The organism is Streptomyces sp. NPDC050610, from assembly GCF_040654875.1.
In the GTDB taxonomy this organism is placed as follows: domain Bacteria; phylum Actinomycetota; class Actinomycetes; order Streptomycetales; family Streptomycetaceae; genus Streptomyces.
The window spans coordinates 41,873-57,183 of the sequence record NZ_JBFAIV010000030.1 but is presented as its reverse complement, the minus strand read 5'-3'; the positions used below and the strand labels follow the sequence as shown (position 1 = coordinate 57,183).

Annotated in this window: 10 protein-coding genes; 3 read left to right on the top strand and 7 right to left on the bottom strand. The window is 71.7% G+C overall.

What is annotated here, in order from left to right:
* Positions 1-72 precede the first annotated feature (72 nt).
* The 5 genes from ffh to AB0I22_RS30095 form a co-directional block, all read right to left on the bottom strand.
* The gene (gene ffh, locus AB0I22_RS30115) at positions 73-1,653 is read right to left on the bottom strand and encodes a signal recognition particle protein (RefSeq protein ID WP_363134108.1); all 1,581 of its coding nucleotides are present in this window, start codon (positions 1,651-1,653) and stop codon (positions 73-75) included.
* Between the two features lie 132 nt (positions 1,654-1,785).
* The gene (locus AB0I22_RS30110) at positions 1,786-4,317 is read right to left on the bottom strand and encodes a [protein-PII] uridylyltransferase (protein ID WP_363134106.1); all 2,532 of its coding nucleotides are present in this window, start codon (positions 4,315-4,317) and stop codon (positions 1,786-1,788) included.
* Positions 4,318-4,404: 87 nt separating this feature from the next.
* Positions 4,405-4,743 (bottom strand): P-II family nitrogen regulator, encoded by a 339-nt coding sequence (locus AB0I22_RS30105; protein WP_363134105.1) that lies wholly within the window; start codon positions 4,741-4,743, stop codon positions 4,405-4,407.
* Positions 4,740-6,062 carry an ammonium transporter gene (locus tag AB0I22_RS30100; protein WP_363134156.1) on the bottom strand — a complete coding sequence of 441 codons (1,323 nt, stop codon included), beginning with the start codon at positions 6,060-6,062 and terminating at the stop codon, positions 4,740-4,742. Before AB0I22_RS30100 ends, AB0I22_RS30105 begins: the two co-directional genes overlap by 4 nt.
* Before the next feature lie 468 nt (positions 6,063-6,530).
* Positions 6,531-8,024, bottom strand: coding sequence for a hypothetical protein (locus AB0I22_RS30095; protein ID WP_363134104.1), 1,494 nt, complete (start codon positions 8,022-8,024; stop codon positions 6,531-6,533).
* A gap of 442 nt (positions 8,025-8,466) precedes the next feature.
* Between AB0I22_RS30095 and AB0I22_RS30090 the strand changes: the two genes are divergently transcribed.
* Positions 8,467-9,162 (top strand): bifunctional DNA primase/polymerase, encoded by a 696-nt coding sequence (locus tag AB0I22_RS30090; protein ID WP_363134103.1) that lies wholly within the window; start codon positions 8,467-8,469, stop codon positions 9,160-9,162.
* Positions 9,163-9,324: 162 nt separating this feature from the next.
* Here the strand turns inward: AB0I22_RS30090 and ftsY are convergent, their stop codons facing one another.
* A complete protein-coding gene (ftsY, locus tag AB0I22_RS30085; RefSeq protein WP_363134102.1) occupies positions 9,325-10,551 on the bottom strand; it encodes a signal recognition particle-docking protein FtsY in 1,227 nt (408 codons plus the stop codon).
* 439 nt (positions 10,552-10,990) lie between these two features.
* On the opposite strand from ftsY, the gene AB0I22_RS30080 reads away from it, so the two are divergent.
* Together AB0I22_RS30080 and AB0I22_RS30075 are read left to right on the top strand one after the other, a co-directional pair.
* Positions 10,991-12,481 (top strand): cytosine permease, encoded by a 1,491-nt coding sequence (locus tag AB0I22_RS30080; RefSeq protein WP_363134101.1) that lies wholly within the window; start codon positions 10,991-10,993, stop codon positions 12,479-12,481.
* A 93-nt stretch (positions 12,482-12,574) separates the two neighbouring features.
* Entirely contained in the window at positions 12,575-13,564 is a 990-nt protein-coding gene (locus AB0I22_RS30075; protein WP_363134100.1) for an LLM class flavin-dependent oxidoreductase, read from the top strand.
* Between the two features lie 100 nt (positions 13,565-13,664).
* Here the strand turns inward: AB0I22_RS30075 and AB0I22_RS30070 are convergent, their stop codons facing one another.
* A complete protein-coding gene (locus AB0I22_RS30070) occupies positions 13,665-15,176 on the bottom strand; it encodes a sugar porter family MFS transporter (RefSeq protein ID WP_363134099.1) in 1,512 nt (503 codons plus the stop codon).
* Positions 15,177-15,311: the final 135 nt, after the last annotated feature.

Sequence of the window (15,311 nt, the reverse complement as noted above, 5' to 3'; positions counted from 1 at the left end):
TCCCCCGCCCCGCTCCGGAGGGCCGGGGCGGGGACGGGGGAGGAGAACGCTATGGCAGGCGCGCGCCGATGCTTACTTGTCCGACGGCGGGAGCATGTCCCGGAATTCCTTGGGGAGTTCGAACGAGCTCGCGTCCTGGCCGGCGCCCGGGAGGCCGAACGCGCCGCCCTGCTGACCGCCCTGGCCGCTCTGGCCCGCCTCGCGCTTCGCGGCGGCCGCCTGCTCCTCGGCCTTGCGCTTCATCGGGTTGCCGCTCTTGCGCTTGCCCTTGGCCTGCTTGACCTGCTTCTTCTGCCGGCCCGGGCCACCGCCCGTGCCCGGCATGCCGGGCATCCCCGGCATGCCGCCGCCCTGCGCCATCTTCGACATCATCTTGCGCGCGTCGAAGAAGCGCTCCACGAGGCTCTTGACCGCGCTCACGTCCACGCCCGAACCGCGGGCGATACGGGCCCGGCGCGAGCCGTTGATGATGTGCGGGTCCTTGCGCTCGCCCGGCGTCATCGACTTGATGATCGCGGCGGTGCGGTCCACGTCCTTCTCGTCAAGGTTGTTGATCTGGTCCTTGATCTGCCCCATTCCGGGCAGCATGCCGAGCAGCTTGGAGATGGAGCCCATCTTGCGGACCTGCTCCATCTGGGCCAGGAAGTCGTCGAGCGTGAACTCCTTGGGGCCCTTCGCCAGCTTGGCCGCCATCTGCTCGGCCTCTTGCTGGCTGAACGTCTGCTCGGCCTTCTCGATCAGGGAGAGCATGTCGCCCATGCCGAGGATGCGGGACGCCATGCGGTCCGGGTGGAACGCGTCGAAGTCGTCCAGCTTCTCGCCGTTGGAGGCGAACATGATCTGGCGGCCGGTGACGTGCGCGATGGAGAGGGCGGCGCCGCCTCGGGCGTCGCCGTCCAGCTTGGACAGGACGACGCCGTCGAAGCCGACGCCGTCGCGGAACGCCTCCGCGGTGTTGACCGCGTCCTGGCCGATCATCGCGTCGACGACGAACAGCACCTCGTCGGGCTTGACCGCGTCGCGGATGTCCGCGGCCTGCTGCATCAGCTCCTGGTCGATGCCGAGGCGGCCGGCGGTGTCGACGATGACGATGTCGTGCTGCTTGGACTTGGCGAACTCGATCGAGTCCTGGGCGACCTTGACCGGGTCGCCGACGCCGTTGCCCGGCTCCGGCGCGTAGACGGCGACACCGGCGCGCTCGGCGACGACGGAGAGCTGGTTGACTGCGTTGGGACGCTGGAGGTCGCAGGCGACGAGCAGCGGGGCGTGCCCCTGGCCCTTGAGCCAGTGGCCGAGCTTTCCGGCGAGGGTCGTCTTACCGGCGCCCTGGAGGCCAGCGAGCATGATGACGGTCGGCGGGGTCTTGGCGAACCGCAGGCGGCGGGTCTCGCCGCCGAGGATGCCGACCAGCTCCTCGTTGACGATCTTGATGACCTGCTGCGCGGGGTTCAGCGCCTGGGAGACCTCGGCCCCGACCGCGCGCTCCTTGACCTGCTTGATGAACGAGCGGACGACAGGCAGCGCCACGTCCGCTTCGAGCAGGGCGATGCGGATCTCACGCGCGGTGGCGTCGATATCCGCCTCGGACAGGCGGCCCTTGCCCCGGAGGCTCTTGAACGTCGCTGCAAGGCGGTCGGAGAGGGTATCGAACACGGTGGTCGCAGATCCTTCGGGTCGGAAGCCGTTCGCCGGTCTCGTCGTGCCGGTTGTCAGGACGAGAGCCTGACTGTTGTCAGCAGACGAGTACGTCGCGTCCCCAAGGGTATCCGGCCCTCCGGGGTACGGTCAGCCGCCCAGCGCTCCCTGCAAGGTACGCGCCAGTTCCGCGGCCTCCACACCGCCCAACGGGACGCCCCGCGGGCCGGTCACGTAGAAGGCGTCCACCGCGTTCGCCCCCAGCGTCGAGACGTGGGCGCTGCGGACCGTGACCCCGGCGTCCTCCAGCGCCCGCCCGATGCGGTGCAGCAGGCCGGGAGCGTCCTGGGCGCGTACTTCTACGACCGTCGCGAGCCGCGAGCTGTCGGGCACGAGGGTCGCCGTCGGCGGCGGCGCGTGCACCTGGCGTCGCCGCTTGCCGTAGGCGGCCTCCCGCTCCGCCAGCCGGGCCGCGATGTCCAGTGTGCCCGCGAGCGCGCGCGCCAGGTCGTCGCGGAGCCTGACGGCCTGCGGCAGCGAGCCGTACTCGGCGGCCACCCGCCATCTGAGCAGCAGGACCTCCGCCGGGGACATGGAGTGGCCGGCGGCCTCCTTCGGCACCTCGACGGCCCGCAGGTCCGCGGCTCGGACCGTCAGTCGGTGCAGGGCCAGCACGCCCGCCGCCGCGGGCAGGACGCCCGGCTGGTCGGGCACCGCGATGAGCAGTTCGACGCCCACGGGCTCGACGCCGCTCTCACACCCCGTCCGCTCCCCCAAGCCCTCTTGGTCCCTCTGACCCCGCTGACCCCGCTGATTTCCCTGATCCCGCTCTTCCCACTCTTCCCGCCGGGTGTGCAGCGCCAGGACCGGCCCGCCCGTGCGCCACGCCTCGACGGCCAGGCGCTCGTGCTCCGCCGTCGGCTCCCGCGCTCCGCCGCGCCCCACGACCGGCTCACCGGCCAGGACCGCCGCGACGCGCTTCACCAGGTCCGCCACGAGCGAGCCGCGCCAGGCGCTCCACGCGGCGGGCCCGGTGGCCAGCGCGTCCGCCTCCGTCAGGGCGTGCAGCAGTTCCAGGGTGCCGCCGCTGCCGACCGCCTCCGACACGGCCCGCACGGTCGCCGGATCGTCGAGGTCCCGGCGCGTGGCCGTGTCGATCAGCAGCAGATGGTGCCGTACGAGCGTGGCGAGGACTGCGGTGTCCGCCCGGTCGAACCCCAGGCGCACCGCCACGTCGCGGGCGATCGTCTCGCCCGACACGGAGTGGTCGCCGGGCCACCCCTTGCCGATGTCGTGCAGCAGCGCGGCGACCAGCAGCAGATCGGGGCGGCCGACGCGGCGGGTCAGCGCGGCGGCCCGTACGGCCGTCTCGACCAGGTGGCGGTCGACGGTCCAGCGGTGCACCGGATTGCGCTGCGGACGGCAGCGGACCCGTTCCCAGTCCGGCAGCAGCCGGGAGACGACGCCCTCCGCTTCGAGCGCCTCCCAGACCGGAACGGTCGATTCGCCCGCGCCGAGCAGCGTGACGAGTTCCTCACGGGCCTCGGCCGGCCACGGCACGGGCATCGGAGCCGCGGTGGGCGCGCCGAACCGGCGGACCGCGTGCGGCGAGAGCGGCAGCCCGGACTGCGCGGCAGCGGCGGCCGCCCGCAGCGGCAGCACCGCGTCGCGGTCGGGCCGCGCGGTCCGGGCGAGTACGACCTCGCCGTCCTGCTCGACGACGCCTTCGGCGAGCGGGCTGCGCTCGCCCTCCCCGGCGCCCCGGCCGCCCAGCAGCCCGCGCAGCCGGGGCCGCGCGGAGCGGGCCCGCAGCACCCGTTCCACCTCGCGCCAGGTCACGTCGCTCGCGTACGAGACGGCGCGCGCGGCCTCGTACACCCGCCGCAGCAGCGTGTCCGCGTCCAGCATGCCGAGGTCCGCGGCCACCTGCGGCTGCTCCTGCAGCGCGAGCCGGTCCGTCGCCCGGCCCGTGGCGAGGTGCAGCGCGTCGCGCGTGTCCAGCAGCCGGGTACGGGCCGCCTCCAGCCCCTCGCGCGGCGCGTCCGCGATCCAGGACGCGGCGACGGCCCGCAGCGCGGTCGCGTCCCGCAGACCGCCGCGCGCCTCCTTGAGGTCGGGCTCCAGCAGGAACCGCAACTCGCCGTGGCGGCGGGCCCGTTCCGCGCACAGTTCGAGGAGTTCGGGCAGCCGTTTGGGGGCTTGGGCGCGCCAGTCGGCGTAGGCGGTGGCGCGCAGGGCGGCGGTCAGTTCCGCGTCGCCCGCGATGTGCCGGGCGTCGAGCAGCCCGAGGTGCACCTTGAGGTCGTGGGCCGCCGCCCTGCTGGCCTCGGCGGGGGTGCGTACGGAGTGGTCGAGCGCGAGGCCCATGTCCCACACCGGGTACCAGACGCGGTCGGCGAGGGCCGCGATCTCCCTCGGGTCCGCCGAACCGTCGTGCAGCAGCAGGACGTCGAGGTCGCTGCGCGGGGAGAGTTCGCCGCGTCCGTAGCCGCCGACGGCGACGAGCGCGGCGGTCGGGGCCGGGCCGAGGAGCGCGCTCAGCCATTCGTCGGTGAGCGCCGCGAGCGCGGTGCGGCGCGGCGGCCCGGCCGCCGCGCCCTCATGGAGGAGCCGCAGCCGGGCCGCCGCGTAGCCGCCGGGCAGCGGGTCGCCGCCGGTCTTCGTCCGTACGCTGTCCGTCAATTCCGGCTCCCTGTACCCGTACCGCGTCCCTGTCCCGCCCCCTGTACGGCCGTCCCGTGGCCGCCTCGCTCGCCCCCGCCGGGCGCGTTACAACGCGTCCGGGCCGCGCTCCCCGGTTCGTACCCGTACGGCCGTGTCCACGGGTACGGACCACACCTTGCCGTCGCCGATCTTGCCCGTCCGGGCCGCCTTGACGATCGCTTCGATGACCTGCTCGGCGTCGTCGTCCTCGACCAGCACCTCGATACGGACCTTCGGCACGAGGTCGATCGTGTACTCCGCGCCGCGGTAGACCTCGGTGTGGCCGCGCTGCCGGCCGTAGCCGCTCGCCTCGGTGACCGTCAGGCCCTGCACACCCTCGGACCGGAGGACTTCCTTGACCTCGTCGAGCCGGTGCGGCTTGACGACCGCGGTGATGAGCTTCATGCGTCCACCTTCTTGTCCGTCGGCCGGGCGGCCGCGCCGGCTTCCCCTGGGGCAGTGAGGGCCGCGCCGCCGCCCGGCCCGGTGGCCGCCGCGCTGCCGCGGGACTGCGCGATCCCGCCCACCGCGCTGAAGTCGTAGGCGGCCTCGGCGTGGAACGCCTGGTCGACGCCGCTGGTCTCGTCGTCCTCGGCCGCCCGGAAGCCGATCACCCGATCGACGAACCTGGCGAGCAGCCACGAGACGGCGAAGGAGTACGCCATCACGGAGAACGCCCCGACGGCCTGCCGGCCGAGCTGGGCCGCGCCGCCGACACCGTCGACGGCGAGGACCCCGACGAGGAGGGTCCCGATGACGCCGCCGACCAGATGGACGCCGACCACATCGAGCGAGTCGTCGAACCCCAGCCGGTACTTGAGGCTGACGGCCCAGGAACAGGCGGTTCCGGCGACGACTCCGATGACGATCGCCCCCATCGCGTTCACGGCGGCGCCGGACGGGGTGATGGCCACCAGGCCCGCCACGGCCCCGGAGGCTGCGCCCAGCGTGGTGAACGCGCCGTGCCGGACGCGCTCGTAGCCCAGCCAGCCGAGCATCGCCGCGGCGGTCGCGACCTGGGTGTTGAGCGCCATGGTGGCGGCCGTGCCGTCGGCGGCCAGCGCCGAGCCCGCGTTGAAGCCGAACCAGCCGAACCACAGCAGCCCCGCGCCCAGCATCACCAGCGGCAGGCTGTGCGGCCGCATCGGGTCCTTCTTGAAGCCGATCCGCTTTCCGACGACCAGGACCGCGGCGAGACCGCCCACGCCCGCGTTGATATGGACCGCGGTGCCGCCCGCGAAGTCGATGACCTTGAGCTGGTAGAGCCAGCCGTCCGGCTGCCACACCCAGTGCGCAACCGGGAAGTAGACGACCGTGACCCACAGCGTGATGAACAGCGACCAGGCGCTGAACTTCACCCGGTCCGCGAGCGCCCCGCTCATCAGCGCGGGGGTGATCACCGCGAACATCAGCTGGAACAGGGCGAAGGCGAAGACGGGGATGCCGGTCTTCCCGCCGGTCAGCGTCGCGGCGTCGATGCCCGAGAGGCCGATGTGGTCGAGGCCGCCGAGCAGCCCGGCGCCGCTGTCCTCGCCGAAGGCGAGGGAGTAGCCGTAGAGCACCCACAGCACGGAGACGATGCCCAGCGAGATGAACGACATCATGAGCATGTTGAGGGCGCTCTTCACCCGGACCATGCCCCCGTAGAAGAAAGCCAGGCCGGGGGTCATCAGCATCACGAGCGCGGCACTGATCAGTACGAACGCGGTATCTGCGCCATTCAACGTCGACGTCTCCTCGGGGCGGGCGGCCCGTGCGGGCAGGGACTCGGTGGGCCGGCTGACGCCACGAGGCTGGCGCAGCGCGGTTTCCGCCGATGCGTCCGCGTGTTTCACCGCGGTGACGATGGGCGCACGAGTGTTACGGGCGGATGAATCACCGGGCAGGGCCCCGCGCCAGCCGATGCGGGCCCCCTCCGCACACAAGACCGACCGCGGCGACCACCCGGTTGACCTGGCGTGGGGGAGCCGAGTCGGGCTGTCCGGGGTGGTCACCGCGGCCGGAATCCAGGGGCCGGGCGGCCAGGCGGGTCAAAAGCTGAGGCGGTTCCGAAAGCGGGTTCGGGGCGGCAGGGCCCAGGCGTCGGATCTCGACAAGGGAGCTCGGACACCGGATATCGGCGATCAGTCGCCGGATGTCAGGCAGCGGAGATATCAGGTAGCGGGCATCGGGTACGGGCGCCGGGGCCGGCCTCAGATCGCGTGTGCGGCCTCCGTCGTGTCCGGCAGTTCGACGGCCAGTTTCTCGGTGAGGTCGACGACTTCGGCGACCTCACCGAAGTCGCGGACCGCCGTGTCGATGGTCTTGCGGAGCCGGTTGTTCACCCGCTCCGAGCGCACCCGTTTGGCGATCGTCAGCGCTCTGCCGGCGAGTTCGGCGGACTGCTCGGGCTCGCGCCGCATCAGATGGACCGTCGACATTCCGATGAGGTTGAGCGCATACGACCGCTGGTGCTCCTCGTCCTTGCCGAAGAGCTCGACGGCGCGCTCCATCTTCGGGAACGCCAGGTGTGCGTAGGTGGGGCTGCGGCCCGCCACGTAGGCGAGGTCGCGGAAGGAGTGGGCGTTCTCCGCGTTCAGTTCGGCCTCGGAGAAGAAGCGGATCCAGTCGGGGTCGCCCTCGCCCGGCGCGCAGTCACCGAAGGCGTCCTCGGCCATGTTCACGGCACGCTTGCACTTCGCGGGCTGGCCCGCGTTCGCGTACGCGCGGGCCTCCATCGCGTACAGCATCGCGGTCGTACGGGAGGTGGCCTGCTCCCTGGAGCCGTACTGCGCGAGGTGGATCAGCTCCAACGCGTCGTCCGGCCGGCCGAGATGGATCATCTGGCGGCTCATGCTGGAGAGCACGTACGAGCCCAGGGGGCGGTCACCGGCCTCCTTCGCGGCGTGCAGCGCGAGGACGAAGTACTTCTGCGCGGTGGGCTGGAGCCCTATGTCGTAGCTCATCCAGCCGGCCAGCTCCGCCAGCTCGGCGGCGACCTTGAACAGCCGCTGGGACGTCTCCTGCGGCTGCGACTCCTGTAGTAGGTCGGTGACTTCGTGCAGTTGGCCGACGACGGCCTTGCGCCGCAGCCCGCCGCCGCACTGGGCGTCCCATTGGCGGAACATCACCGTCGTGGACTCCAGCAGCTCCAGCTCCGGCTGGGAGAGCCGGGAGGCCCGCCGGGAGCGGTCCGACGCGGCCGCCGCGGCCGCGCGCGCTCCGTCGTGGCCGGCGGGCCCGGGGACCAGCCAGCGCTGCATCGGCTCGATGAGCGCGGGCCCGGCCGCGAGCGCCAGCGACGTGCCGAGGAAGCCGCGCCGCGCCAGCATCAGGTCGCTGCGCGAGAATTCACTGATCAGGGAGACCGTCTGCGGGCCCGCCCAGGGCAGGTCGACGCCGGATACGGACGGCGACTGATGCGCGGTGCGCAGGCCGAGGTCCTCGATGCCCACGACGCAGCCGAACCGCTCGGAGAACAGCTCGGAGAGGATTTTCGGGATCGGCTCGCGCGGCTGTTCGCCGTCGAGCCAGCGGCGCACCCGAGAGGTGTCCGTGCTGATGTGGTGGGCGCCCAACTGGCGGGCTCCCCTGTTGACTTGGCGGGCCAGTTCGCCCTTGGACCAACCGCTGCGCAGGAACCATGAACCCAACTTCTCGTTGGGGCGCTTGTCAGCGCTGCCACTCCCGCTGCCGTTGCCGCCCACTGGAAGGCCCCCATTCCGACTGTGCTGTGCGCGAACCGCCAACAGAATGCCGCCTCCTGCGACTTCCTGTCCGGTGATGCACCGACTCGACTGAAGGTAAACAGCCGCTCCGACGAGGCCTCATGCCTCCGGCATACCCGCCGGGTGGGCACCTCCGGGGTTCATGCACCGAAAGTAATCCTACGATCACGGGCGCCGCGAGGCCGATCCGGCAATCGCCACCATTCGCCACCCCACCGAATGGACCCCCGCACCACTCCGCGCGATTGACTTGGCGCGGGAAGATCAGGAGCTGGCGCAGTGAGGCGCACGGGAGCGCGGCCGCCACTTCGCACCACCGGCCGCACCGCCTCACGCCCCCCACGCACGGGTGTCGGCAACCGTGCGTGTTCGCAAGACTCCGGGTCGTAACCATCATTGAAGACGACCCGTTGGAGGGAGCATGGGCTTCACGATCGGCGGTATCCGGGACATGCGTTCCGGCACCCGACGGCGCGCACGCGCGACCGGGTGTGCCATGACAGCGATGACAGTGGCGGAGTACACCGGCCTGTGGGGATGGGACGTGGCGCCCGGCGCCCGCGCCTCTCGCCAGGGGCCCGATGGCCGTACGGACTGCTCCTGCGGCGTCGCCGACTGCCCCTCCCCCGGCGCCCACCCGCTGCACTTCGCCCCGCGGGTCGCGGCGGGGGCCACCCTCGACGAGGCGACCGCCGCCTGGGCCGAGGTCCCCGGCGCGGCGGTGCTGCTGCCGGTCGGCCGCGCCTTCGAGGTGCTGGAGGTGGCGGAGCCGGCCGGGCTGCACGCGCTGGTCCGGCTGGAGCGGATGGGACTGCCGCTCGGCCCGGTCGCCGCCACCCCCCACGGGCGCGCGCTGTTCTTCGTCGCCCCCGGCGCGACGGCCGAACTCCCGGCGCTGCTCTACCGCATGGGCTGGGACGACGCCGGTCTCGACCTGCGCTGCCTGGGCCCCGGCGACCATGTGACCGCGCCGCCCTCCGACTTCGGCGGTCTCGGCCCGATGCGCTGGCTGCGCCCCCCGACCCTGGACACCGCGGGCCGCCCGCCCCAGGCGCGGCTCCTGGTGGGCACGCTGGCCTACGTCTGCCACCGCGCGGGGTCACGTTTCTGCGCCTGACCCCGCTGCCAGGATTCTGTTCGGGCCCGAACCGGCCGCCGGAATCGAGGAAGGGCCCCGTCGCGGCTGTACGTGCGACGGGGCCCTTCTCGTTTCCGTATGCGCCGCGGCGGTCCGAACCGCATACGCGGCGGCGGTGCGACGGCCGTCAGCCGCCGGCCGTCATTCGCCGATCAACGCGTCGACGAAGGCCTCCGGCTCGAACGGCGCGAGGTCGTCCGCGCCCTCGCCCAGGCCCACCAGTTTCACCGGTACGCCCAGTTCGCGCTGGACCGCCACGACGATGCCGCCCTTGGCGGTGCCGTCCAGCTTGGTGAGCGCGATGCCGGTGATGTCCACGACCTCCGCGAACACGCGCGCCTGCACCAGGCCGTTCTGTCCGGTGGTGGCGTCGAGCACCAGCAGCACCTCGTCCACGGAGCCGTGCTTCTCCACGACCCGCTTGACCTTGCCCAGCTCGTCCATGAGCCCGGTCTTGGTGTGCAGTCGGCCGGCGGTGTCGATGAGGACGACGTCGGCGCTCTCGGCGATGCCCTCCTTCACCGCGTCGAAGGCGATCGACGCGGGGTCGCCGCCCTCGGGCCCGCGGACGGTACGGGCGCCGACGCGCTCGCCCCAGGTCTGGAGCTGGTCGGCGGCGGCGGCGCGGAACGTGTCGGCCGCGCCGAGTACGACGGACTTGCCGTCGGCGACCAGGACACGCGCGAGCTTGCCGGTGGTGGTGGTCTTGCCGGTCCCGTTGACGCCGACGACCATGACGACGCCGGGCTTCTCCGCGCCGCTCTCGCTGACGCCGCTCTCGGTGTGGACCGTACGGTCGAGGTCGGTGCCGACGAGGGTCAGCAGCTCCTCGCGCAGCAGGCTGCGCAGTTCCTGCGGGGTGCGGGTGCCGAGCACCTTCACCCGCTCGCGCAGCCGGTCGACGAGCTCCTGGGTGGGGGCGACGCCGACGTCGGCGACCAGCAGGGTCTCCTCGATCTCCTCCCAGGTGTCCTCGTCGAGGTGCTCGCGGGAGAGCAGCGTGAGCAGGCCCTTGCCCAGGGAGTTCTGGGAGCGGGAGAGCCGGGAGCGGAGCCGCACCAGGCGGCCCGCGGTGGGCTCGGGCACCTCGATCGCGGGGGCCTCGGGCTCCTCGGCGACGGGTGCTTCGGCAGCGGGCGCCGGGGCCTCGGCCGCCGGCAGGTCAACCTCCTCTATGGTCCGGCGCGGTTCCTCGCGCGCGGTATCGGCCTCCTCGCCGACCTGCGGCTCGGCGGGCGGCGTGGTGACGGACGGGCTGCTCGGCGGGGCCGGCGGCAGCTGCTTCTTTTTGCGGCTGCCGACCACGAGCCCGCCGATCGCGATGAGCGCGACCACAGCGATGACTACAGCAAGGGTGACGATGTCCATAACGGACCCAGTATCGGCCACGCGCGGAGTTCTCGGCCGGGCCGCGCACGGGACGGCGCGTATCGACCGGTGCGGCCGGGACCGTACGGCCTGGTCGGAGCGCGGCGACGCGGCCGGGCGCGGGGCGCGGTGGAGATGTCGATATGCGGTGTCCGGGCGCGGCTGCCGGCATCCAAGGCCGGATACGGACCCCACTCGTGGGAACCTCCAGTTCCGCTTACCGGTGGCGGCCCGCCCATGGGCGCACGGCGCCCCGGCCCCTCGGCGGCATCCGTCCCGGTCCGCCCCGACCTTCGGCTGGGCAGAGGACCAAAGCGGCCAACCGGTCAAAGTTGGAGCAAACTACGATGGTGTGACACGATGCGACGCGCGTAGAGTCCGATCGTCCCCCCGCTGACCAGGCATCCCGCCACTGCATGAAACGCACGGAGCCCTACCTATGGACACAGCGTCCAACACGGCCTCAGGGGCCAACGCGTCCACCGCCGATTTCGAAGGCGCCATCGAAGTCCGCGGCATCGAGCCCGTGCCGGACCACGAGCGCCACGGAAAGGTCCGCGAGCTCTTCCCGACGTGGGTCGCCGCCAATATCAGCGTGCTGCTGCTCACCATGGGCGCGTCCCTGGTGGTCTTCAACAAGCTGAACTTCTGGCAGGTGCTGATCGTCGCCGTGTGCGCCGCCGTCGTGTCGTTCGGCATGGTGGGCGTGTTGTCGGTGTCCGGCAAATGGGGCGGCGCGCCGGGCGCGCTGCTCTCCCGCGCCGCCTTCGGCGTCCGCGGCAACTACTTCCCGGGCGCGATCCTGTGGGTGGCCCGCTTCGGCTGGGAGACCATCAACGCGGTCACCGGCGCGTACGCCGTGCTGACCGTGCTGGACCTGCTCTTCGGCGTCAAGAGCAACACCGCGCTGATCGTCGTCACCCTCGTCGCCTTCGTCGCCTGCACCTTCCTGGTGAGCGGCATGGGCCGCAAGGCGCTCAACGTCTGCAACAAGTGGTCGACGTACCTCTTCGGCGTCTTCAGCGTGCTGGTCCTGGTCTATCTGATCGCCGACATGGACTGGGGCAACGTCTTCTCCAGGCCGGCGGGGACGACGGCCATGATGATCGCGGGCGTCGGCACCATCGCCGCGGGCGGCATCAGCTGGGTGCCCACCGGCCCCGACTTCGCCCGCTACCTGCCGCACGCCGCCTCGGGCAAGAAGATCGTCGGCATCACGATCTCGGGCGCGGGCCTGGTCATGGCACCGATGGTGCTGATGGGCGCCGTCATGGCCGTCGCCACGCCGGATCTCGCCTCGGCCCCGGACCCGGTCTCCTTCCTCGGCGACATCCTGCCGACCTGGATCGCGGTGCCATACCTGATCACCGCGGTGGTGGGCATGCTGCTGATCAACAGCCTGTCGATGTACTCGGCCGGGTTCACGGCGCAGACCATGGGCGTCAAGCTGCCGCGCGCCATGGCCGTATCCATCAACGCGGTCATCTCCCTGGTCGGCGGGCTGCTGCTGATGCTGGTGGCGAAGAGCTTCCTGGGTTCCTTCATCGCCTTCCTGACCCTGCTCGCGGTCTCCTTCTCCGCGTGGATCGGCGTCTACGCCGTCGACATGGCGCGCCGCCGGGGCCGCTCGCTGCGGTACGACCCGGACGCGCTGATGGACACCGGCCGCACCAGCCGCTACTGGTACCTGGGCGGCTTCTGCTGGCAGGCGATGACGGCGTGGTTCGTGGCGCTGGTCGCGGGCCTGTGCTTCACCAAGGTCGACTGGTTCACCGGTCCGCTGGCCACCACCTGGATCGGGCAGCACGGCCTGGGCTGGGCGACGACGATCGTGATCGCCGCGGTGCTCTCGCTGGCTCTGCCGAAGCCCCGGGAGGGCGCGGCGGAGGCCGGACAGGAGCCCGCGCCCCGCACGAAGGTCCCTGCCTGACGCGTCGAACGGGCGCCCGCGGGCGCTCTGTTCAATTGATCAGCTCTCGACTAGCGTCCCCTTCTGCCACCCACGGCGAAGGGGACGTCTGCCATGCCCACCACGGTCGTTCGGTTCAATCTCGTCGATCCCGCCGCCACCCCGCAGAGCCTTTCCGAGCGCTATCGCGCCGCCGTCGAGATGGCCGCCTACGCCGATGAGCACGGCGTCACCACCGTGCAGACGGAGGAGCACCACGGCACGGACAACGGCTGGATGCCCTCGCCTATCGCCTTCGCGGGCGCGGTGCTCGGCGCCACCCGCCGTATCGCCGTGACGCTCGCCGCGATCGTCACCCCGCTGTACGACCCGCTGCGGCTCGCCGAGGACATAGCCGTCCTGGACCTGCTGAGCGGCGGCCGGCTGGTGACGGTCGCCGGGATCGGCTACCGCCCCCAGGAGTACGCCGCGCACGGCCGCGCCTGGGACCACCGGGGCAGGCTCCAGGACGACGCGCTGGAGACGCTGCTCAAGGCGTGGACCGGCGAGCCCTTCTCGTACCGGGGCCGCACGGTCCGGGTGACCCCGCGCCCGTACACGCAGCCGCATCCGCTGCTGCTGGTCGGCGGCGCCTCCCGGCCGGCGGCGCGGCGGGCGGCCCGGCTCGGGCTGCCGCTGTTCCCGAGCGCGCACCTGCCGGAGCTGGAGGCGTACTACAAGGAGCGGTGCGTCGAGTACGGGACCGAGGGCTGGGTGCTGATGCCGGCCGCCGAGACGCCGCTGCTGCACATCGCCGAGGACGTGGACCGGGCGTGGGCGGAGCACGGCGCGCATCTGCTGCACGAGGCCCGTACGTACGCGTCCTGGCAGTCCTCGGACATCCGCTCGGCCGTGCGGTCCGCCGCCGAGGACGTCGAGGCGCTGCGCCGCGAGGGCGTCTACCGGATCGTCACGCCCGAGGAGTGCGTGGCCCTCGCGCGGGAGAACGGCGACGACGGGTCGGGGCTGGTGCTGCATCCGCTGTGCGGGGGCATGCCGGTCGAGGAGGGCTGGCGGAGCCTGCGGCTGTTCGCGGAACAGGTGCTGCCGCGGCTCAAGGACTGAGCCGCGGGGCAGGTGCCGATCATTGGAACGGTCGCTGCCCCGGCTCAGGAGCTGAGCCGGGGCAGCGACCGAATGCGAGGAGACGGGCGGGGCGGGGTGGTCAGCCCATCTCCTCCAACGCCTTGCCCTTGGTCTCCTTCACGAACTTGAGCACGAAGGGGATCGAGAGCAGGGCGAAGACCATGTAGATGATGTACGTCGCCGAGAGGTTCCAGTCCGACAGGCTCGGGAAGCTCGCGGTGATGGCCCAGTTGGCGATCCACTGGGCGGAGGCGGCCACGCCCAGCGCGGCGGCGCGGATGCGGTTCGGGAACATCTCGCCGAGGAAGACCCAGACGACCACGCCCCAGGAGAGGGCGAAGAAGAGCACGAAGCAGTGGGCCGCGATGAGGGCGACGACGCCCTCGGTGTTGGGCAGGGTGCCGCCGGTGGTCTTGGCCGAGAAGGCCCATGCCTCCAGGGCGAGGGCGACCGCCATGCCCGCCGAGCCGATCAGCGCGAGCGGCCGGCGGCCGATCCGGTCGACGAAGATCATCGCGATCACGGTGCCGATGATGTTGATGATCGACGTGGTGAAGGAGTAGAAGAACGAGGCGCTCGGGTCGATGCCCACCGACTGCCACAGCGTGGCCGAGTAGTAGAACGCCACGTTGATGCCGACGAGTTGCTGGAAGACCGAGAGGCCGATGCCGATCCAGACGATCGGCAGGAAGCCGGCCCGGCTGCCCAGCAGGTCCTTGAAGGTCGACTTGTGCTCGCTGCGCATCGCGTGCTGGATCTCGGCGACCCGCGCGTCGAGGTCGACGCCGCCGCCCTCGACGTCGGCGAGCACGGCCTTGGCCTTGCCGATCTTGCCGACGGAGATCAGGAAGCGCGGCGACTCGGGGATGGCGAAGGACAGCAGTCCGTACAGGACGGCCGGCACGACCATCACGCCCAGCATGACCTGCCATGCCTCCAGGCCGATGATCTTGCCGCGCTGATCGCCGTCGGCGAGGTTGAGGATGCCCCAGTTGACCAGCTGCGATACCGCGATGCCGACGACGATCGCGGCCTGCTGGAAGGAGCCGAGGCGGCCGCGGTAGGCGGGCGGCGAGACCTCGGCGATGTAGGCCGGGCCGATGACCGAGGCCATGCCGATCGCGATGCCGCCGAGCACTCGCCAGAACGCCAGGTCCAGCAGGGCGAAGGGGAGCGCCGAGCCGACCGCGCTGATGGTGAAGAGCACCGCGGAGATCTGCATCACGCGGATCCGGCCGATGCGGTCCGCGATCCGGCCCGCGGTGGCGGCGCCGATCGCGCAGCCGATCAGCGCGATGGCGATGACCTGGGCGAGCGCGCCGGAGCCGATGTCGTACTTGCCGCGAATCCCCTCGACGGCGCCGTTGATCACGGAGCTGTCGTAGCCGAAGAGGAAGCCGCCCATCGCCGCTGCCGCGGTGATGAAGATGACATGGCCGAGATGGTCCGGCTGGGCTCCGCGGCCCTCCGGAACCTGCGCCTTCGCGGTGCTGGTCAACGTGAACTCCTGTGGCCCGGCCGCGTTGCCGGGCGTAGGGGGCTGGACCTTCCAGTGGGGCATAACTTCCCGGAAGCCACCACTTAAAGGCATAAGCGACGTTGCAGAGCCTATGTCTTCAAGTTTCTAAGTCAATAGGTCGTGACCAAGAAGTTCTCCCAAGCTTTCTTCGACACAGGCTTCAAGACTTGAAGTCTTGCAGGAGGTGCCCCAGAACGGGCCGGGCAG